Consider the following 18,647-nt stretch of genomic DNA (forward strand, 5'->3'; position numbering starts at 1 on the left):
TGTGATGCTGTCGTTTCCTGTGGTGCGGTCGAGTTGTGGTGCAGTCGCGTTCGGTGCGAGCGTCAGATGCCGGGTAGACCGGGTAGGCCGCCCGCCGTGTCGTCGTCGGTGGCCACGTAGTCCGCGGCCTGCTTCCGTAGTTCCTCGGCGGCGCGGTGTAGCTCTGAAATGCCCTGTGCTGCAGCAGGTCCGAAGGTATCGGCCGCGGTGCCGAAGAATCGTTCGGTGAGTAGAGAGACCTCGTCGGTGCCGGGCGGTAGTGGCCGCACGGGAATCGCCGTCGCGGTGACGGCGGCCTGCAACCTGGCGGCGACCGCATCGAGCTCCGAAGCAGCGAGCTGCAGTGCCACCGGATCCACCTTGATGACGGTCATGAGCCATGCCCCCGATCGAAGAACTTCCACTGTCGGTAGGTAGGACGCCACCGTGCACGGTTTGGTTCCATCGATGCGAGAAATACTCAGATCGACTTCTCGGCCACCGCACCGATCGTCCACGCGCCGCCACGACGACTGACGGAAGTGCGGCTGAGCGGCGACACGTCGACCCGCCAGAACGACCGAACCGGAGCCGCCAACACCAGCACCACCACGGCCCGAATCACAGCGGGGGAGGTCACCGCCAGCGTGCGACCGGGAGTCGAACCGACATCGTCGAGCCACTTCTGCACGCGAGATAACAACGTGACCAGAGACTCGCCGCCCGGCGGCACGAACGCCGGATCGCTCAGCCACGCCATCGCGTCGGCGTCGGGCAGATCGGTCATCTCGAGACCGGACCACCGGCCGTAGGCGATGTCGGCCAACGCGGGCTCGACCGAGATGTCGGTGCCGAAGATCTGCGCCGTGGCCATCGATCGAGATTCCGGGCCGGACAGGACGCGGTCGGCTCGGGGAATGTCGGTCACCGCAGCAAGGTCTCGCATTCCCGAGTCGTCCAGCTGCTCGTCGCCCGGGAATCGGCCGGTGCGCATTGCGGCGGTTCTGGCGTGGCTCACCAATATCAGTCGGGTCACGGACGCAGGCACCGTGTCATTGTGGCGCAGCCAGGTGTCATTGTGGCGCAGCTGTTGTTCAGGCACCGAGCTGCGGTCGGTCAGGACAGCGATTGACACAACGTCGCGTTCGGTGCCACAGTTCGCAGGTTAGACGCGATGTACGCAGGTAATCCGGTGAAAATCCGGAACGGTTGCGCCACTGTGATCGACGTCGGGCATATGTCCGAATTCGAGAGCCAGAAAACTCGTACATCGCATGGCCGTCTCTTCTTTTCGGAAGGGACTACGGGACGCATATCCCAGGAGGACACCATGGCAATCACTCATTCCCCCAGTAATACGACGGAGTCGGCGGCCCTCGCCGTCATCGTCGCCGCGACGATACTGCTCGCTTTCGTCGTGCTCTACCTGGTCGGCTTCGATCAGGGCGCAATCTCCCGCAGTGGCATGTACATGCACGAACTGATGCACGACGGCCGCCACCTGCTGGGTCTGCCATGCCACTGACCGACACCACCCATCGCCCGACGCTGCAAGGGACCTTCGTTCAGTTGCTGCTACGAGGGCTGCTCGCCGGACTCGTCGCGGGCCTGCTCGCCGGAGCAGTCGCCTACGTCGTCGGCGAACCGCACATCGACTCGGCCATCGCCATCGAGGAAGCAGCCGGCACCGACGCCCATCACGCCGATGCCGATGCCGCACCGGCGGCGCACTCGCACGGCGACGAGGAGGCGCTGGTCAGTCGGGACGGACAACGCGTCGGACTGTTCCTCGCCACCGGACTCGCCGGCCTGGCATTGGGCGCGATCTTCGCGTCGGCACTGCACTATGCCCGACGCTTCAGCTCCCTCCCGGGCTCGATCCTCGCGCTCGTCGGAGCCGGTGCCGGGTGGTTGGCCATCGAAGCGGTGCCCTTCTTCAAGTACCCGGCCAATCCGCCGGCCGTCGGAGATCCGGAGACCATCACCCAGCGCACGTGGCTGTGGTTGGCGTCGGTGATTCTCGGTCTGCTGGCCGTCGGAGTCGGAATCTATGTCGCGAAGGTCGTGGCGTCGCAGAATTCGGTGGCAGTCCGCGTCGGCGCACCGATCGTGGCGTTCCTGTTGATCGTCGGCATCGGGTACGCACTGTTGCCCGGAATCAACGAGGTCGGCGCGGACTTCCCGGCAACTCTGCTGTGGGAATTCCGACTGTCGTCACTGGCCACGCAGGCAACCCTGTGGCTGGCCCTGGGATTGGGCTTCGCGTTCCTCACCGATCGCGCAGTTCGACCTGTTCGCCGAGAGGCAGTTGCGGCGTAGCCCAGCGTCCGCGTGAATGGACCACTGCATCGCCGAGACGTGTGCACAGTGCCATCGACGCGGTGCGGGAGGCCTGGTCGGTCCGGGTGAATGGACCATTGCACTGCTCAGACGCATGTAATGGTCCATTCACGCGTTCCGGGGGTGTGCGAGCGGGTGAGCGCGGGCGGGTGATCGAGTGTGCTCAGCCGAATCCCAGTTGATGCAGTCGCTCGTCGTCGATGCCGAAGTGATGTCCGATTTCGTGGGCCACGGTGATGGCGATTTCGCGTCGAGCCTCGGTTTCGTCGTCGACCATCTCGAGGATCGGCTTGCGGTAGATCGTGATGACGTCCGGTAGGTGTCCGCTGTACTCGTAACGCTCGGTGAGCGCGATGCCCTCGTACAACCCCAGGATGTCCTCGGTGGGGTGTTCCTCTTCGACGAGAACGACCACGTTGTTCATGAAGTCGGTGAGCTCGCGCGGCAGGGTGTCGAGGGCGTCGGACACGGCTTCCTCGAAGTCGACGCGGGTCATCTGGGTGGGGATGTCAGCCTCCGGTGGTGATCGGAGCAGCACCGGGCAGCGGAGTGGGCAGCGCGCGGCCGTCGGGAGCCGATGGCGGTGGGACAGGCGCTGCACCGTTGATGAGGATGTCGCCCTTCGCACTGCCGACGATGGTCGCGAATCCGCCGGAATCGAGTTCCTTGCCCACCGAACACGTCACCTGACGGCTACCGGCGAGCCAGCTCGCGACGTCGATGGTGTCCCAGAAAAGCGTCAGCGTCTTGTCGCGCAGTGCCGTGTCCGAGCCGAGATAGCCGTTGACGGCGTCGGTGCAGGTGCCTTCCAGGTACGCGTCCTGATCGCCCTCCGACGGGTGGCCGCCGGGGAATTGCTGCGTCAGGTTGATCACCGAGGCGACCTCGAAGGCGTGCGGTGCCGAGCAGTCCACCGGATCCGCGGGCACGTTCTGATTGATACCAATGCACGTGCCCGTCGGCCAGACCTTGGACTGATCCTGCTCGAGAATCGAACCGGTCATCTCCAGCAGAGCTCCGGTGTTCGACGGCATCTGCACCCCGCAGCGCAGGGTCCGCTCGCCCTTGGCCCACCCGGCCTGGCTGGGGAACATCAGCCCGACGCCGAAGAGTCCGTTGGGATCGAACTTGGCACCGACGTAATCGTCGACGGCGGCCGTGCAGTGTTCGTCACGGAGCTGGCCGAACCGAATGGACCCGGGATACTGCGAACCGGGACCGAACTCGACGCCCGGGTAGACGCTCATGTCGATGTCGCGAGCGACCTCGAAGCGATGAGGATCGGCGCACGACACTTCGGCCAGATCCTGTCGGTCGGTCTCCGGATCGTCGGTGGGCGTCCACTGCAGGCACGTACCGGGATCGGCTGCGCCGAACGAGGATGCCGATACGGGTCCGTCGGTCACCGGACCACTGGCCGCCGAATGGGTGGTGATCTTCTCGGGTGCCGAGAACCCGTCGGAGAGGAACGCCGTCGCACCCGCGGCCAGCACTGCACCGACCGCAACCATGGCGAGCCCTCGTCGGGCGGTGGTTGCGGAGAGAGTTCGCCGATTCCGGCTCTCTGGGGGGTCTGTTTCGTTCGCGGACATCGCCTCCATCATGCCCGAGTATGTTCGGTCCTCATGAGCGACCCGACAGGTGACGACGACCTCAGCGAGCTTGCCGGCCGACTGTTCACGATGGCGCGCACCGGCGATGCGGCCGGTTTGGCGAGCTACGTGGACGCGGGAGTTCCGGTGAATCTCCACAACGAGTCCGGGGACACGTTGGTCATGCTTGCCGCGTATCACGGGCATGCCGATGCGGTGCGCGTGCTGGTCGAGCGCGGTGCCGACGTGAACAAGCCCAACGACAAGGGGCAGACCCCACTCGCGGGTGCGGTCTTCAAAGGGGAGGACGACGTGGTGCGAGTTCTCGTCGACGGAGGAGCCGATCCGCACGGGGGTCACCCGTCGGCAATCGATGCCGCCACGATGTTCGGACGCGAGGACTACCTGGGGTTGCTCGGCAAGTAAGGTTCCCTCTCGTGATCGACCTGAAATTCCTTCGCGAAAATCCTGACGCCGTACGCGCCTCGCAGCGCACCAGAGGCGAGGACCCCGCCCTCGTCGACGCGCTTCTCGATGCCGACGCGTCCCGCCGGGCCGCCGTGCTCGCCGGAGATCAGCTGCGCGCCGAGCAGAAGGCACTGGGCAAGAAGGTCGGAAAGGCCTCCGCCGAGGATCGTCCAGCGCTGCTCGCCGGGGCATCGGAACTGGCCGCCAAGGTCAAGGCCGCGCAGGCCGCCGAGGCCGAGGCCGACGCAGCTCTCGACACGGCACACCGCGCGATCTCCAACATCGTTCAGGACGGCACACCCGCAGGCGGTGAAGACGACTTCGTACTGCTCGAGACGGTCGGCGACATCCCGGAGTTCGATTTCGAGCCCAAGGACCACCTCGAGCTCGGTGAGTCGCTCAACTTGATCGACATGGAACGCGGAGCAAAGGTCTCGGGCTCACGCTTCTACTTCATGACCGGCTACGGCGCGTTGCTGCAGCAGGGTCTGCTGCAGCTCGCCGCGCAGAAGGCCGTCAAGAACGGGTTCACCATGATGATCCCGCCGGTGCTCGTGCGGCCGGAGATCATGTCGGGAACCGGTTTCCTCGGTGCACACGCAGACGAGATCTACCGCCTCGAAGCCGACGATCTCTACCTCGTCGGAACCTCGGAAGTTGCTCTCGCGGGCTACCACTCGGGCGAGATCATCGACCTCGCCGACGGCCCCAAGCGCTACGCCGGTTGGTCGTCGTGCTTCCGCCGTGAAGCGGGCAGCTACGGCAAGGACACCCGCGGCATCATCCGCGTCCACCAGTTCGACAAGATCGAGATGTTCTCGTACATCAAGCCCGAGGACGCGGCCGCCGAACACCAGAAGCTCCTGGAGTACGAGAAGGAAATGCTCGCCGCGGTCGAGTTGCCGTACCGCGTCATCGACACCGCAGGCGGAGACCTCGGCTCATCGGCCGCGCGCAAATTCGACTGCGAAGCATGGGTTCCCACGCAGAAGGCATACCGCGAGCTGACCTCGACCTCGAACTGCACCACCTTCCAGGCCCGACGCCTCGGCGTTCGATACCGCGACGAGAACGGCAAGCCTCAGATCGCCGCGACCCTCAACGGCACCCTCGCCACCACGCGGTGGATCGTGGCAATCCTGGAGAACCACCAGCAGGCCGACGGCACCGTCCGGGTCCCGGAAGCCCTCGTGCCCTTCGTCGGGACCGACGTACTGCGCTAGTTGGGTCGTTCCGCAGGCTTTACTCCGGCGGTAGTAGTGCAGGCTCAGGCGATGTCGCCGATGCAGTAGCCCTCGCCGCCGACGGTCAGTACGAACGTCCGGTTCTGGTACGCCCCCGAGGCATCGATGATGTCGGCATTGACCTGCGTGTAGATGCCGTTCTGAGCCGTGACGAACACGCTGTCGGGATCGAACGAGGTGATGCTCGGCAGAATCGCCGGGTTCTCGGCCAGAGGTGGGGCAGTAGGAGACCCGGTGCCATTCGGATCCCACGTGCCGCGGCTCTCGCACACGAGTGGGTAGCGCTCCTCCACGTCGTCCCGGTTGACCGGAATGCCGGCGATGCGTCCCAGATAGCGATCGACGGAATAGGCCGCGTCTGCCGCGTCGAACACGGGGGCGGTGCCGGTGGGGTAGACGGTAGGGCAGGCGTAGCCGGACGTGATCTCGCTGCGCTTGATGGCGACCGTCGCAGTGGGCCCGGTCCACGTCACCGCATACTGACCGTCGACGGCGGGAGCAGCCACAGCAGCGAGGATGGCACCGGTGTCGACATACATAGTCGGGATGTCGGTGGGCGGGACGGTCCAGCACTTTGCCGTCACGACACCTATGCCGCCGCCCGTGAGATCGTTGACGAACGGCCGCAGGGCCGCCGCGGCCGCGGGATTGCCGGGCGCTTCGCCGACGGGTGGCCCCGGTGGGATGGGCGGGGGCATCGGGGTGGTGGCTGTGGTCGACGGCGATTCCTGGGTGGTCGACTCGTCGGCTGTGGACTCGACTGTGTTGCTCGGCGAGGCGGCCTGATCGGACGGGATCCCGACCGCGGAATCGCAGGCACCGACCAGTGCGATCGTCGCGATCAGCGGCAGCGCGGTTCGGCCGACTCGGCTGCGCCGCGGTCGTGCCGCTCTGTTCTTCACGTGTTTCTCTCCCCCATAGCTCTTCTGCCGAACTGCGCACGACCCGACCGCACTCTGCCGCACCTTTCTCCGGCCCCGTCCACCGACTACGCTAACCGACTGTGGAACCCGTCTACCGATCAGTCATCGGCATCGCTCGCACCGTGTTCGCGTTCGAGGGCCTGAAGTTCGAGGTCGAGGGCGAGGAACACATCCCTGCTACCGGTGGCGCGGTCATCGCCGTCAACCACACCGGATACATGGACTTCACCTACGCCGGACTGCCACCGCGGCGAGTGAAGCGCTACATCCGCTTCATGGCCAAGAAGGAAGTCTTCGACAACAAGATCTCAGGCCCCATCATGCGTGCGCTGCGGCACATCCCCGTCGATCGTGGGGCAGGTGCCGAGTCCTACAAGTCGGCGGTGGAAAGTCTGCGCAACGGCGAACTCGTGGGCGTGTATCCCGAAGCCACCATCAGCCGAAGCTTCGAGATCAAGGAATTCAAGTCCGGCGCAGCGCGCATGGCCATCGAAGCCGGCGTCCCCATCATCCCGACGGTCATCTGGGGCGCGCAGCGCGTGTGGACCAAGGGCTACCCGAAGCGATTGGGCCGCACCAACACTCCGATCTCCATTGCCGTCGGTGAGCCGATTGCGCCGGTCGGACCGCCGAACGAACTGACCGACAAGCTACGCGCGGTGATGCAGAAGATGCTGCTCGAACTGCAGGAGAACTACCACCACGAGCCCGGCGCGTATTGGGTGCCGGCCCGACTCGGCGGTAGTGCCCCGACCCTGGAGGAAGCCGATAAGCTCGACGCCCAGGACCTGGCGGCACGTGCGGCCAAGCGCGCCGAATAGAACTGTGCGATGAACCTCCGCGGTGAACGGGTCGTGCTACGGCCCGTCGCCGCCGAGGATGTGCCGGAGCTGCGCCGAATTCTGCACACCCCCGAGGTGTACGCGCGGTGGGGCGACGAGGATGCCGACGAGAACTGGCCGTCCGACAACCCTGAAGAGAACCGCATGGTTGTCGAATTGGATGGTGCGCCAGTCGGATTGATTCAGTACGGCGAGGAGACCGACCCGATGTACCGGCATGCGTCGATCGACATCTTCTTGGATCCGGCAGTGCACGGCGGTGGCGTCGGAAAAGATGCCGTGGGGACACTGGTGCGCTACCTAACAGTCGATCTGGGACACCACCGCCTGGTGATCGATCCGGCTGCCGACAATGCGATGGCGATTGCGTGTTACAGCGCAGTCGGTTTCGAGCCGGTCGGGATCATGCGCAAATACGAGAAGGGTCCCGATGGCTGGCACGACAGTCTGCTGATGGACCTGATCGTCGAGTAGCTATCTGCCGCTCGCCGGAGTGGAGCCCGCGGAACGACCCGTGAGGCCAGGAAGTGACAGGCGAAATCTCGCGCCCGTAGGCCCTGCGGCACAGACCAGTTCACCGTTGTGTGCGCGAGCGAGCGTCCGTGCGATCGAGAGCCCGAGCCCGACGCCGCCGGAGGAGCGATCGCGTGCGGAGTTCAGCCTGACGAGCCGCTCGAAGATGCGCTCACGGTCTGCTTCTGGGACACCGGGCCCTTCGTCGTCGACGGTGACGACAGCCTCGTTGCCCACTGAATTCACGGCGACAGTGATACTGCCGCCTCTGGGCGTGAAACGACTGGCGTTGTCGAGCACGTTGGACAGAATCTGCTCGATGCGGCCTACGTCCACCCGAACCGGAACCGGTTGCGCCGCATCGATATCGAACCGAATGTGCGGGGTGAGCAGAGCTGCTCTCTCCACCGTGCGGCGGGTGAGGTCTGCGAGGTCGGAATCTGTCAGCTCGAGGTCCGAAGTATTCTCTGCGCGAACGGAATCGAGCATGTCGGATACAAGACGCGATGCTCTGGCGGATTCGCCGACCAGCAACTCGCTCCAGCGTGCGACTCGATCGGGGCGTTGCTCGGCATCGCGCTGCAGCGACTGCGCCAACGCCGAGATACCGGCGACCGGTGTGCGCAGCTCGTGTGCGGCATCGGCCAAGAACCGGCGCATGTCCTCCTCGGCGAGCTTGGCTGTGCGTGCGGCCGAGGCCTCGCGTCGTTCGGCGTCCTCGAGGGCGTCGAGCATCTCGTCCACGGCCGATGCCGTACGGCCGAGGTCGGTGTTCGGTTTGGTGGGGAGCAGGCGTCTACCCCTGTCGCCGTTGGTGATTCGACGCGCCACCGAGGTCATGGAGTCCAGTGGAGACAGTGCGCGTCGCACGGCAAAGGTCAAAGCAGCGGCGGCCAGTAGCAGCGTGACGGCTCCCGCCCCCAGCATCAGGATCCGGAGTTGACGCCGAACATCGGCGATCGCGGTGGTATCACCGAGGAGCGACAGCGTCGAGCCATCAGGCAGAGGTTTCGTGATCTCCAGCGAATCCGACGGTGGGGCAGGCGGATCGGGCGGTCCCGGGGGAGTGGGAGCATTCGACGGGCCGGACGGAGGGTTGGGTCCCGCGGGCCGATCGTCCTGCGCGGGCGGCTCGCCACCGGGAGCCCCGTACACCGTGCCGTCCACAGCGGTCACGCGAACTCTGATGGCGTCACCCTGAAGGGCCTGCACCAGATCCTCGGATCCGACGCCGCTCTCCACGAGCTCGACGGCACGGGTTGACCGGTCCGACAACCGTGCTTCCAAGTCTCGCCGAAGCTGTTGACCGAGAACCACATCCACCGAAGAGCCGACGATCACCAGCAACACCGCGAACAACGCGACGACGGTGGCGACCACCCGCATTCGCAGCGAGGGGGTCGGCGTGCGTTTCACTTCGGAGCCCGCAATGCATAACCGAGGCCCCGGACGGTATGGATCAACCGCGGCCCATGGGCTTCCATCTTCCGACGCAACGCACTGATGTGAACTTCCACCAGGTTGCCGTCGTACGCGCCGTAGCCCCAAACCGATTCGAGGATGGACGTTTTGGAGACCGTGCGTCCGCGCTGCGCGACCAAGAACGTGGCCAAGCGAAGTTCCGTCGCCGTCAGATCGAGAACCTGACCCGCCCGAGTCACAACTCCGGCAGGCTCGTCGACCAGTAGATCGCCGACCTGGACTGCGTCGGACGACCGACCGCGGCGGCGCAACACGGATTTTGCGCGGGCTACCACCTCGTCGAGCTGAAATGGCTTGACCACATAGTCGTCGGCACCGTCACTCAGTCCGCGCAGTCGGTCGGCCAGTTGGTCCTTCGCGGTGACCATGATGATGCCCGCGTCGGTGCTCTGCCGGACCACGTCCATGAGAGCGAAACCGTCTCGCGCACCGGGCAGCATGACGTCGAGAATCACCACATCGGGCCGGAAGCCTGCCATCGTGGTCTCGAAATCGTCCCCGTCGGGCAGGGACGCGGCGGTGAACCCCGCGTCCTCGAACGCGGCCACCAGCGCTTCTCGGATGGGCAACGAGTCCTCCACCACCATCACCCGGGGAGCGGAACTGTATGTCATGCCTCGATTGTCACCCACGAGCTGAAGTGATCCTGAAGATGCGCCCGGCTTCAGGGTGACTTCAGCTAGCGACGGCAATGTCGGTGACAGAACGAAACGAACGAGACAGTCCGAACAAGGAGTGAACGTGAACGATCAGACTCAGCCGATTCCCGCCGCATCGAACCCCGAGCCCGCACCGAGTGCCGAGGCCGACCCGACTCGGGCGAACAAGCCGAAGCGTTGGAAGGGACGGGTACCGCTGGCAGCGACCGCAGCAGCGGGTCTGGCCGTCGGAGCCCTGGTGACGGCGGCAGTGTTCGCAGCCACCGGCCCCGACGTCTCGCCTGGCGTGTCCACGGTGGCGTCGTCGTCCGCCCTCGGACAGCGAACCGACGGTGGTGGCGGGTCGGATGCATCCGAGGTGCCGGCAGCCCCGGAGTCCACCGACGGTTCGACGGCCCCCGCACCGGCCGACGGTGCAACACCGCCGGCCCCGGGTGACGGCGCAACTCCTCCTGCTCCGCCCGCTGGTGGTCCGGGCAAGGGTGGCCCGGCTGAGGGCGGTCCGGGTAAGGGTGGACCGGGTAAGGGTGGACCGGGTGGTGCTGTGTGTGCACCGGAAGACGGTGCGACGCCGCCTGCTCCGCCCGCCGAAGGTGATGGTGCGACTCCGCCCGCACCGCCGGCAGCTCCCGCTGATGGCGCGACCCCTCCGGCTCCCGCTGATGGTGCGACTCCTCCTGCACCGCCGGCAGCTCCCTCGGGTTCCTGAGCTCAACCTCCTCCAGCCCCGCACCGTGTTCTCGGTGCGGGGCTGGTTCCGTGTGTGGGTGGTTATGTGATGTGGGGGCCGGCTCGGGCGTGGGATTGTCGGGGTTGTCGGTAGGGGTCGACGGTGGCCGGCGGGATGAACCACGGGTGGTTGTCGGCGGCGATGAAGACTTCCCAGTCGCTGTGGTGGATGAGTCGATGGTGGAATCCGCACAATAGGACGAGGTTGTTCATGTCGGTGGGGCCGCCGTCGGTCCAGTGCCAGATGTGGTGACCTTCGGTCCAGGCGGCGGGTTTCCCGCAGCCGGGGAACGCGCAACCGTGATCACGGGCGGTCAACGCGCGTTTCTGTTTCGCGGTGACGGTGCGTGCGGTGCGGGCGAGGTTGATCGGGGAGCCGTTCTCGTCCATGACGATGGCGGTGAGAAGACAGTCGCAGGCCAGTTGGCGGGACGTCTCGCGGGAGAGTGGTCCCATCCACGGCAGCCACCCGACGGTGGTGCCGTCGCCGAACAGGTCCCGATACGCGCCACGATCGGCGGTAGCTGGCCGGCTGTTGTTGTCGGATTCGGTTGCGGTGCTGCCATTCTCGTAGTCAGAGTCAGAGTCAGAGTCAGAGTCAGAGTCGCTGTCTGCGTTCATGGTGCTGCGGAGGTCGGTGAGATCCTGCAACCGGATGTGCAGGTTGAGGTGCGGCCTCTCTCCGCCTTCGGTGGGGCGATTTCTGGAGGCGAGGTAGTGGTCGATGATCTGTCCGAATGCATCGGCGCGCCGTTTGGCGGGGCTGCGTTCGTCTTGGGTGCCGTCGGCGGCGGGGCGGGGTTCGGTCAACGGCGAGAGGGCGGCGAGGAGTTTTTCTCCGGTGACAGCGTCGAAGTCGGCTTTGAGCACCAATCGCCCGTTCAAGGTTTTCGAGGCGAAGAGTTCGTTGCGGTCGGTGTCCTCGGGGGGTGGTTTCTTGCTGCCGAAGGTGTCCTCGAGTTTGGTGATCGCTTCGCGGATGCGGCCGGCGCGCGCTTGTGGTCCGGTCGCAGCCTTGATCATGGCGGCGCGGGCGATGTCCTGGCCTTCTTGGGGGAGGTGCTTCGGTGGTGTTTCGGCGAAGGCGAGGATCAGAGCGGCATGGTCGACGGACATGACGCCTGTGTTCACGGCGTCGGCGATGTCGGGGAAGTTCTTCAGTCCGCGTGCGAGGGCGACGATTTTGGTGGCTTTGCTGGGGCTGAGCAGGGTGGTGGAGGTGAGCCAGCCGGCAGGGCCGGGGAAGCCGAGCTTTTCGCGGGAGACGCGGGTGTCGATCTCGCCTACGAGGGCGATACGTCGGGCTTCCATCAACTGGATTCGGTGGGAGACATCAGCAGCGTCGGCGAGGAGTTCTGCCTCGCTCAGTTGCCAGATCTCCGTGGTCATGGGTTAAGTGTATCGAACGTGCGTTCGACTGGCAATGATAGTCGAATCGAAAACTATTGCCCTGCATAAGGATTCGTGAGATCAAACTTGTCGGTGGCCCGTGGTATCGACCCGCCACGCAGTCGTACACGTGCGATCTATCGCCCTTGCGGCTTACCCACACGCTTTCGGCGGTCGATCGCTGAAGCTTGCGTCATCGAACGGTCTGCTCCAGATCTCGGACTCTGCTGCATCACAAACCGCCAATCCGTAGCCGGGGAGTCGTCGGCAAAAGATGTCCGCATAGATTCTTCGGTACGACTGGAATCCATGGGAGTCTCCGTCTCGAACGAACTCGTAGGTCAATCCGTCATATCGTCGGAAGAGCTTGGATCAGCTGCTCGCGCAACTGTTTCCAGCTCGGATCGGTATTGCGCCCACCACGCTGCATCGCCGTCGGTCATGTTCTCGTTGCCGAGGCGCAGTCCAACGGAGTTGTCGATCAATTCGCGCAGTATGTCTGCGTGTCCGGCATGTCGATTCGTTTCGATACACATATGCACCAGCACGCGATGCAACGTGACTTCTTGCTTCTCCAACGGCCAGTGCAGGACGCGTCCGACTGTGTCCAGGTCGTGTGAATCGATGGTCTTGTCGGCATACGTCCAGGCCTCGCGGTACAAGGCGATTATGGATTCGGACGACTCATCGGCCGTGGCCCACATGTCTGCATTGAGGCGGGCCGTGGCCGATGCCTCGAGTTCCGCGAAACGAGGTGGGAACTCGCGACCGAACGTGAGGCCGAAGTAGCCGTACTCGACGATCGCCAGGTGTTTGACGAGACCCAAGAGATTCGTTCCGGTCGCCGTCATCGGCCGACGCTTCTGGTATTCGGTCAGGCCGTCGAGTTTCCACACCATGTTCTGGCGTGCGATGCGAAGGTACTGGTGCAGATCGTCTTTCATCGGTATCAGTTCATCGATGCGTGCCACACGAGGGCGGCAGCCAATGCGCCGAGTCCGTTCAACGACCAGTGCAGGGCAATGGGTGCGATGAGACTTCCGCTGCGGCTGCGCAGCCACGTGAAGACCACGCCGGCCGCGGCCGTTGCAATGACAGCCAGTCCGATGCCGACGATCTGCCCGAACAGGCCACCGCCGAGGAACCCACTGAGGCCGACGTTGCCCGCCGTCAGGCCCAGCGAGGACGCGATATGCCACAGTCCGAACAGCAGCGATCCTGCCGCGAACACGCCCCGTGCGCCGTAGATCCGGCCCAGCGTTCCGTGCAGAACCCCGCGGAACGCGAGCTCTTCCGGGATTACGGTCTGCAGTGGAATGACGATCATCGACGCGACCACCGCGGCCGAGACGGTCGCGTACCGATCGGCCATGAAGAACGGGCGGGTCAACGGCAGCAACGCGCCGATCGCGACGACCGTGAGGACGATTCCGACGGCTCCCAGCGCGTACAGCGAACCCGTCTTCCACTGTTTCGGTGACAGGCCCAATTCGGCCCAGCCCAGGCCACGGCGGTTCGAGAGAACGACCAACAGCACTGCGGCGATAGGAACCGTCGCGATACTGGCCCACGCCGTGGTGAAGTGCGCGATGAGGTTGGTGCCCACGAGTACGAGCACGACGATGGCGACGTCGAGGTAAGCGTGGAAGGCACGTCTTGGTGCCACGCTTCCGGCCGGGTCAACAGCAAGCATTGGATCGAGTGTACCGGCGTCAGCTGATAACGCCCGGAGAATCGAGGCTTCTGTCGAGGCCCTTGCGGTCGTAGAGAAGGGTGAAGAGCAGGCCGAACACGAGCCCGATGAGCAGCCCGAGAGACGTCATTCCCACCGAATGCAGCAGGCCGGCGTCAGGCGAGGCGTTGAAGTACAGGATCGAGCGGGTGCCGAGGAAGATTTGATGCATCGGCTCGAACTGTGCCAGCCACGTGAAGATCGGCGGGCTCGCCTCGAGGGGAATCGTGCCGCCCGAGGACGGCAGTGCCAGGATGATGAAAACGACCAAGTTGATCAGCAACCCTGCTGTGCCGAATGCCGACATCACCGCTAGCGCCGTGAATCCGACGGCGGTGATCGCGAACGCGCCGTACATCCACAGGGTCCACGCATGGGTGATGGGCATGCCCAGCAGATGGCTGATCAGCAAGTACAGGCCCGATACGAGCATGGCGAGAACGAACATCACCAGCCACTTGACCAGCAGGGTCTGGAACCGGCTGATCTGGGTGGGTCCGCGGTGAATGTACTTCGGGCCGATCTCGGTGGGGGTGAACCCCAGCAGTCCGTCGACGAGGGTGCTGACAATGGTGGCACCGGTGAACCCCGCCAAGACGAGCAGCAGCGCGTAGTAGAACGCAGACAGGCCACCGCCGGTACCGTCGGGCAGTGGATCATGCTGGGCAACAATCACATTGATCGGCTGCGCCAACGTCAGTGCGCTCGCGCCCGCCAGCGGAGTGTCGCCGAGTTGCTGGCGAACCTGATCGGATATCTGTTGGCCCACGGTCTGATTCACCGACTCGAATGCAGGAGTGGCCACTCCGGTCACGAGCGACATACCGAAGCTGCCCGCCCGCGGATTGGTGTACACCGTGATGACCGGCTTCTCGACATCGCCGGGAATCACACTCGCCTGCGCCAGGATTCCCATTCTCTTGGTGAAATCACTGGGGATGACGATGGAGCCGTAGACCTCCGCAGTGGACAGCAGCGATTCGGCCTGTGCCGGGCCGACCTCGCGGAAAGCGACCTTCTCGGAGTCGACGTTCTGGATCAAGCCGTCGACGATGTCATTGCCGATATTGCGTTGCTCGCCCGCGAGGGTGTCGCCCTCGTCCTGGTTGACGATCGCGATGGGCAGGTCGTGCAAGTTGCCCCGCGGATCGAGAACGCCGCCCAGATACAGGGCCGCGAGGAACGACATCAGTGCCGATACCACCAGAATGGGCGCGAGCCAGAAACGCGGCGAACGAAGGACGTCGGCCATCGACCGAGGGGTTCTGTCGGAGGTCACCGGATCAGTGTCGCAAGTTCGGCTCCGCTGTGCGCGGTAGTTCTGCCTCTGCTGGATGTGGGGAGTGGCAGAACGCCCGCCCGACGGTGGCGGCAAGGGCGGCCCGTCGTCGGTCGTGGTCGGCGACGGGCTCGTTGCTGTCGGCGGTGTGGATGATCGCCGCCTGGGCCCACGTGCCGGCCAAGGCGATCAGCATCGACCAGATGTCTGCGGCGTCCACGTCGTCCACCAGCAGTCCGTCTCGTTGGGCGTCGGCGATCATGGCGAATTTCTCGTCGTCGTGTCCGGGTCTGCGGTCGAATAGCGGCCCGGCCGGGGTTCGCTCCAGCCGGGCCCACGTCAGCAGGCGTACCAGCGTGGGGTCGCCGAGGTACATGTCGTAGAGCTTCACCGCGTACCCGGGCAGGTATTCGGGAGTGAAGGCGATGTTCTCGATATCGGTGTCGACTCGCGTGTCGAAGACGACGTCGAACAGGGTGTCCTTGTTGCCGAAATAGCTGTAGATCAACGATTTGTTCGACGCGGCCGCCGCCGCGATTCGGTCCACCCGTGCTCCGGCGATGCCGTGCGTCGCAAATTCCTCGGTGGCGGCGGCCAGCAGCCGAGCGCGGGTAGCAGCCGAATTGCCCATGCGGAAAACCATACATTTCCAACTGGTTGGTTGAAAACTATCTCGCCGGACGCTACAGTTTCCAACCAGTTGGTTACTTTTGAAGGGATGCGAACATGCGAACAGTTACCGGATATCGAGCTGTCGACGAGACCGCGCCACTCGAGCGGTGGACATTCGACCGGCGGGATCTTCGCGACGACGACGTTGCCGTTCGGGTGACGTACTGCGGGGTGTGCCACACCGATCTGCACTCGACGCGGAATCCCGGTGACTTTCCGGTGGTGCCCGGGCACGAGTTCGTCGGGGAGGTGACCGACATCGGTTCCGGCGTCACGGACTTTGCCGTCGGCGATGCGGTGGCCGTCGGCAACATCGTCGACTCGTGCGGTCGGTGCGATATGTGCACGGTGGGTCAGGAAAATTTCTGTCGAGAGTTCCCGACACTGACCTACGGTGGGCGCGACCGACACGACGGAACTACCACTCGCGGTGCGTATTCCAACGAGTACGTGGTTCGCGATCGGTTCGTCTACCACCGCCCGGACAACCTCGACCCGGCGGCGGTGGCACCCCTGATGTGTGCCGGCATCACCGTGTGGGAGCCGTTGCGTCGCTGGAACGTCGGCCCTGGCGTCAGGTTGGGGATAGCTGGGATCGGGGGCCTCGGCCATCTCGCGGTCAAGCTGGGTCGCGCACTCGGGGCGGAGGTCACCGTATTGACCACCAGCGCAAACAAAGTCGCCGATGCGCAGAAGTTGGGGGCTCATCACACTGTCGTCTCGACCGACGATGCCGCGATGAACGCACTGGCAGGTGGTCTCGATCTGATCATCGACTGCGTGCCCGTCGAGCACGATCTCGCGCCGTACCTGCGCTGCCTCGCACTCGACGGAACACTGTGCACCGTCGGCTATCTCGGCTCTACGACGGTCGATTTCCTGGATTTACTGATCGGCCGAAAGAGTCTGGCGTCGGCGGGCAGTGGTGGACGCCGATACACCCAAGATCTACTCGACTTCTGCGGCGAATACGGCATCGTCGCCGACGTGGAGACGATGCCGTCCGCTCAGGTGAACAACGCTTTCGACCGGTTGGCTGCCAACGACGTTCGGTACAGATTCGTACTCGATATGTCGGATCTACGCGGCCAACCTATGTGAGCGGAACTTCGTAGCAGGGGTCGAAGTTCCACTCACCTGCGGCGCAGCCGCTCCTAGGCGGTTGCCCGACGCGGCAGCTTCCAGTCCGGACGTACCCAGTGGCAGGTGTATCCCTCGGGGTACTTCTGCAGGTAGTCCTGGTGCTCGGGCTCGGCCTCCCAGAAGTCTCCTGCCGGAGTCACCTCGGTGACGACCTTGCCCGGCCACAGTCCCGACGCGTCGACGTCGGCGATCGTGTCTTCGGCGACGCGCTTCTGCTCGTCGTTCAGGTAGAAGATCGCCGATCGGTAGCTGGCACCGATGTCGTTGCCCTGACGGTTCTTGGTGGACGGATCGTGGATCTGGAAGAAGAACTCCAGCAGATCGCGGTAGGACGTCTGGGTGGGGTCGTAGACGACCTCGAGGCCCTCGGCATGGTTGCCGTGGTTGCGGTAGGTGGCGTTGGGAACCTCGCCGCCGGTGTATCCGACGCGGGTGGAGACCACTCCCGGAAGCTTGCGGACGAGCTCCTCGGCTCCCCAGAAGCACCCTCCGGCGAGGATGGCGGTTTCGGTGGCTGCAGACATCGTTACTCCTTGTGCTCTATCGGTCGATACATGGTGTCCAACGAACGAGCGGCCGTCATAATTCCGAGTCGTGGGGGCGTTCGCCGACCTCGAGAACCAGTTTGCCGGTGTTTGCACCGTCGAACAACAGGTTCAGTGTCGATCCGAAGGCGGCGACGCCGCCGATCTCGATCTGCTCCCGTGCGGTCATCTTGCCGCTGGTGAGCAGTTCGGACAGGGCCTCGATGCCTTCCTGGTACCGATCGAGGTAGTCGAAGATGATGAAGCCGGTCATCGATGCGCGATTGATCAGCAGGGACAGGTAGTGCGCAGGCCCGGGCTGGGGATCGGTGGCGTTGTAGCCGGAGATGGCTCCGCACAACACCACTCGCGCGCCCTTGCGTAGACGTGAGAGGGCCGCGTCCAGGATCTCGCCGCCGACGTTGTCGAAGTACACGTCGATGCCCTTCGGTGCTGCGGCCTTCAGGCCCTTGTACACCGACTCGTTCTTGTAGTCGATCGCCGCGTCGAAACCCAGTTCTTCGGTGAGCCATGCGCACTTCTCGGGACCGCCGGCGATGCCGATCACGATGGCTCCCTTGGCTTTCGCGATCTGACCCGCGATGCTGCCGACGGCTCCCGCGGCTCCCGAGATGACGACGGTATCGCCCTCGGTCAGCTTGCCGACGTCCATCAGGCCGAAGTATGCCGTCAATCCGGGGAAGCCGAGGGCTCCGAGCCACGTGGGTGCCGGTGCGACGGATTCGTCGACCTTCTGCACTCCCGTGCCGTCCGACAGAGCATGCTCGGTGACGCCGAACGATCCCGAAACGATCTCTCCGACAGCAAAATCGGGGTGATGCGATTCCAACACCCGTCCCACGGCATGCGCGCGCATCACCTCGCCGATGCCGACGGGCGGCACGTACGAGCGTGCATCGTTGAGCCAGCCGCGCATGGCCGGGTCGAGAGAGACGTAGTCGACGGTGACGACGAACTCGCCGTCGCCCGGGGTAGGAATCGGCTCCTCGGTGAGGTCCCACGTCGAGTCGTCGGGGCGTCCCACCGGGCGCTGAGCCAATCGGATCTGACGGTTCACAGATGTCATCTACCGTTCCTTCCACATCGAAGACGTGCATGTCGAAAACAGGGCACTTC

General features: G+C 64.6%; 22 protein-coding genes and 1 riboswitch. Of the genes, 8 read left to right on the plus strand and 14 right to left on the minus strand.

Going from position 1 to position 18,647, the window contains the following annotated elements:
* Positions 1–62: 62 nt before the first annotated feature.
* Positions 63–374 (minus strand): PE family protein, encoded by a 312-nt coding sequence (locus CH305_RS09525; RefSeq protein WP_032381057.1) that lies wholly within the window; start codon positions 372–374, stop codon positions 63–65.
* Positions 375–460: 86 nt separating this feature from the next.
* The gene (locus CH305_RS09530) at positions 461–1,027 is read right to left on the minus strand and encodes a histidine phosphatase family protein (RefSeq protein ID WP_094703624.1); all 567 of its coding nucleotides are present in this window, start codon (positions 1,025–1,027) and stop codon (positions 461–463) included.
* 80 nt (positions 1,028–1,107) lie between these two features.
* Positions 1,108–1,263: riboswitch (cobalamin riboswitch) on the plus strand.
* 46 nt (positions 1,264–1,309) lie between these two features.
* Between CH305_RS09530 and CH305_RS09535 the strand changes: the two genes are divergently transcribed.
* Positions 1,310–1,504 (plus strand): CbtB domain-containing protein, encoded by a 195-nt coding sequence (locus CH305_RS09535; protein WP_032381168.1) that lies wholly within the window; start codon positions 1,310–1,312, stop codon positions 1,502–1,504.
* Complete coding sequence (locus CH305_RS09540; RefSeq protein WP_037152416.1) at positions 1,495–2,298, plus strand: CbtA family protein; 804 nt, start codon at positions 1,495–1,497, stop codon at positions 2,296–2,298. Before CH305_RS09535 ends, CH305_RS09540 begins: the two co-directional genes overlap by 10 nt.
* A 184-nt stretch (positions 2,299–2,482) precedes the next feature.
* On the opposite strand, the gene CH305_RS09545 is transcribed toward CH305_RS09540, so the two are convergent.
* Positions 2,483–2,815, minus strand: a complete 333-nt coding sequence (locus CH305_RS09545; protein ID WP_080734486.1) for a metallopeptidase family protein — start codon at positions 2,813–2,815, stop codon at positions 2,483–2,485.
* Between the two features lie 13 nt (positions 2,816–2,828).
* Complete coding sequence (locus CH305_RS09550; RefSeq protein WP_037175130.1) at positions 2,829–3,920, minus strand: septum formation family protein; 1,092 nt, start codon at positions 3,918–3,920, stop codon at positions 2,829–2,831.
* Between the two features lie 24 nt (positions 3,921–3,944).
* On the opposite strand from CH305_RS09550, the gene CH305_RS09555 reads away from it, so the two are divergent.
* The gene (locus CH305_RS09555) at positions 3,945–4,337 is read left to right on the plus strand and encodes an ankyrin repeat domain-containing protein (RefSeq protein WP_032381061.1); all 393 of its coding nucleotides are present in this window, start codon (positions 3,945–3,947) and stop codon (positions 4,335–4,337) included.
* A gap of 11 nt (positions 4,338–4,348) precedes the next feature.
* Positions 4,349–5,602 carry a serine--tRNA ligase gene (serS, locus tag CH305_RS09560; RefSeq protein WP_032405417.1) on the plus strand — a complete coding sequence of 418 codons (1,254 nt, stop codon included), beginning with the start codon at positions 4,349–4,351 and terminating at the stop codon, positions 5,600–5,602.
* Positions 5,603–5,646: 44 nt separating this feature from the next.
* Here the strand turns inward: serS and CH305_RS09565 are convergent, their stop codons facing one another.
* Positions 5,647–6,525, minus strand: coding sequence for a hypothetical protein (locus CH305_RS09565; RefSeq protein WP_094703516.1), 879 nt, complete (start codon positions 6,523–6,525; stop codon positions 5,647–5,649).
* A 101-nt stretch (positions 6,526–6,626) separates the two neighbouring features.
* Here CH305_RS09565 and CH305_RS09570 point away from each other — a divergent pair, with 101 nt between their 5' ends.
* Positions 6,627–7,367, plus strand: coding sequence for a 1-acyl-sn-glycerol-3-phosphate acyltransferase (locus tag CH305_RS09570; protein WP_037152791.1), 741 nt, complete (start codon positions 6,627–6,629; stop codon positions 7,365–7,367).
* Positions 7,368–7,376: 9 nt separating this feature from the next.
* Positions 7,377–7,862, plus strand: a complete 486-nt coding sequence (locus CH305_RS09575; protein WP_094609039.1) for a GNAT family N-acetyltransferase — start codon at positions 7,377–7,379, stop codon at positions 7,860–7,862.
* On the opposite strand, the gene CH305_RS09580 is transcribed toward CH305_RS09575, so the two are convergent.
* Positions 7,863–9,317, minus strand: coding sequence for a cell wall metabolism sensor histidine kinase WalK (locus CH305_RS09580; protein WP_256983639.1), 1,455 nt, complete (start codon positions 9,315–9,317; stop codon positions 7,863–7,865).
* Positions 9,314–9,997 carry a response regulator transcription factor gene (locus CH305_RS09585; RefSeq protein ID WP_094703518.1) on the minus strand — a complete coding sequence of 228 codons (684 nt, stop codon included), beginning with the start codon at positions 9,995–9,997 and terminating at the stop codon, positions 9,314–9,316. The genes CH305_RS09580 and CH305_RS09585 overlap by 4 nt, the downstream gene beginning before the upstream one ends.
* A 127-nt stretch (positions 9,998–10,124) precedes the next feature.
* Here CH305_RS09585 and CH305_RS29030 point away from each other — a divergent pair, with 127 nt between their 5' ends.
* Positions 10,125–10,751: a hypothetical protein gene (locus tag CH305_RS29030; RefSeq protein ID WP_179278246.1), complete on the plus strand. Its 627-nt coding sequence runs from the start codon at positions 10,125–10,127 to the stop codon at positions 10,749–10,751.
* Positions 10,752–10,813: 62 nt separating this feature from the next.
* On the opposite strand, the gene CH305_RS09600 is transcribed toward CH305_RS29030, so the two are convergent.
* From CH305_RS09600 to CH305_RS09620, 5 genes are all read right to left on the minus strand, one after another.
* Positions 10,814–12,160, minus strand: coding sequence for an HNH endonuclease signature motif containing protein (locus CH305_RS09600; RefSeq protein WP_094703521.1), 1,347 nt, complete (start codon positions 12,158–12,160; stop codon positions 10,814–10,816).
* Positions 12,161–12,501: 341 nt separating this feature from the next.
* Complete coding sequence (locus CH305_RS09605; RefSeq protein ID WP_094703522.1) at positions 12,502–13,104, minus strand: DinB family protein; 603 nt, start codon at positions 13,102–13,104, stop codon at positions 12,502–12,504.
* A 5-nt stretch (positions 13,105–13,109) separates the two neighbouring features.
* Complete coding sequence (locus CH305_RS09610; protein WP_037152802.1) at positions 13,110–13,853, minus strand: CPBP family intramembrane glutamic endopeptidase; 744 nt, start codon at positions 13,851–13,853, stop codon at positions 13,110–13,112.
* 19 nt (positions 13,854–13,872) lie between these two features.
* On the minus strand, positions 13,873–15,171 hold the full coding sequence (locus CH305_RS09615; RefSeq protein WP_371828290.1) for a YhgE/Pip domain-containing protein: 1,299 nt from the start codon (positions 15,169–15,171) through the stop codon (positions 13,873–13,875).
* A 4-nt stretch (positions 15,172–15,175) separates the two neighbouring features.
* A complete protein-coding gene (locus CH305_RS09620) occupies positions 15,176–15,802 on the minus strand; it encodes a TetR family transcriptional regulator (protein ID WP_094703523.1) in 627 nt (208 codons plus the stop codon).
* A gap of 95 nt (positions 15,803–15,897) precedes the next feature.
* Between CH305_RS09620 and CH305_RS09625 the strand changes: the two genes are divergently transcribed.
* Positions 15,898–16,944: an NAD(P)-dependent alcohol dehydrogenase gene (locus CH305_RS09625; RefSeq protein WP_094703524.1), complete on the plus strand. Its 1,047-nt coding sequence runs from the start codon at positions 15,898–15,900 to the stop codon at positions 16,942–16,944.
* A 53-nt stretch (positions 16,945–16,997) separates the two neighbouring features.
* Here the strand turns inward: CH305_RS09625 and msrA are convergent, their stop codons facing one another.
* Together msrA and CH305_RS09635 are read right to left on the minus strand one after the other, a co-directional pair.
* Positions 16,998–17,510, minus strand: coding sequence for a peptide-methionine (S)-S-oxide reductase MsrA (gene msrA / locus CH305_RS09630; protein WP_032381071.1), 513 nt, complete (start codon positions 17,508–17,510; stop codon positions 16,998–17,000).
* A 55-nt stretch (positions 17,511–17,565) separates the two neighbouring features.
* Positions 17,566–18,597 (minus strand): NADP-dependent oxidoreductase, encoded by a 1,032-nt coding sequence (locus tag CH305_RS09635; RefSeq protein WP_094703525.1) that lies wholly within the window; start codon positions 18,595–18,597, stop codon positions 17,566–17,568.
* Positions 18,598–18,647: the final 50 nt, after the last annotated feature.

Origin of the sequence: Rhodococcus sp. 15-649-2-2, from assembly GCF_002258645.1 — a bacterium.
Taxonomy (GTDB): domain Bacteria; phylum Actinomycetota; class Actinomycetes; order Mycobacteriales; family Mycobacteriaceae; genus Rhodococcoides.

What these genes read in the sequence shown, in the direction of transcription:
- CH305_RS09525 (WP_032381057.1), bottom strand. Translation starts at nt 374, where the DNA reads ATGACCGTCATCAAGGTGGATCCGGTGGCACTGCAGCTCGCTGCTTCG.
- CH305_RS09535 (WP_032381168.1), top strand. Translation starts at nt 1,310, where the DNA reads ATGGCAATCACTCATTCCCCCAGTAATACGACGGAGTCGGCGGCCCTC.
- CH305_RS09540 (WP_037152416.1), top strand. Translation starts at nt 1,495, where the DNA reads ATGCCACTGACCGACACCACCCATCGCCCGACGCTGCAAGGGACCTTC.
- CH305_RS09545 (WP_080734486.1), bottom strand. Translation starts at nt 2,815, where the DNA reads ATGACCCGCGTCGACTTCGAGGAAGCCGTGTCCGACGCCCTCGACACC.
- CH305_RS09550 (WP_037175130.1), bottom strand. Translation starts at nt 3,920, where the DNA reads ATGGAGGCGATGTCCGCGAACGAAACAGACCCCCCAGAGAGCCGGAAT.
- CH305_RS09555 (WP_032381061.1), top strand. Translation starts at nt 3,945, where the DNA reads ATGAGCGACCCGACAGGTGACGACGACCTCAGCGAGCTTGCCGGCCGA.
- CH305_RS09575 (WP_094609039.1), top strand. Translation starts at nt 7,377, where the DNA reads ATGAACCTCCGCGGTGAACGGGTCGTGCTACGGCCCGTCGCCGCCGAG.
- CH305_RS09585 (WP_094703518.1), bottom strand. Translation starts at nt 9,997, where the DNA reads ATGACATACAGTTCCGCTCCCCGGGTGATGGTGGTGGAGGACTCGTTG.
- CH305_RS09600 (WP_094703521.1), bottom strand. Translation starts at nt 12,160, where the DNA reads ATGACCACGGAGATCTGGCAACTGAGCGAGGCAGAACTCCTCGCCGAC.
- CH305_RS09605 (WP_094703522.1), bottom strand. Translation starts at nt 13,104, where the DNA reads ATGAAAGACGATCTGCACCAGTACCTTCGCATCGCACGCCAGAACATG.
- CH305_RS09610 (WP_037152802.1), bottom strand. Translation starts at nt 13,853, where the DNA reads ATGCTTGCTGTTGACCCGGCCGGAAGCGTGGCACCAAGACGTGCCTTC.
- CH305_RS09620 (WP_094703523.1), bottom strand. Translation starts at nt 15,802, where the DNA reads ATGGGCAATTCGGCTGCTACCCGCGCTCGGCTGCTGGCCGCCGCCACC.
- CH305_RS09625 (WP_094703524.1), top strand. Translation starts at nt 15,898, where the DNA reads ATGCGAACAGTTACCGGATATCGAGCTGTCGACGAGACCGCGCCACTC.
- msrA (WP_032381071.1), bottom strand. Translation starts at nt 17,510, where the DNA reads ATGTCTGCAGCCACCGAAACCGCCATCCTCGCCGGAGGGTGCTTCTGG.
- CH305_RS09635 (WP_094703525.1), bottom strand. Translation starts at nt 18,597, where the DNA reads ATGACATCTGTGAACCGTCAGATCCGATTGGCTCAGCGCCCGGTGGGA.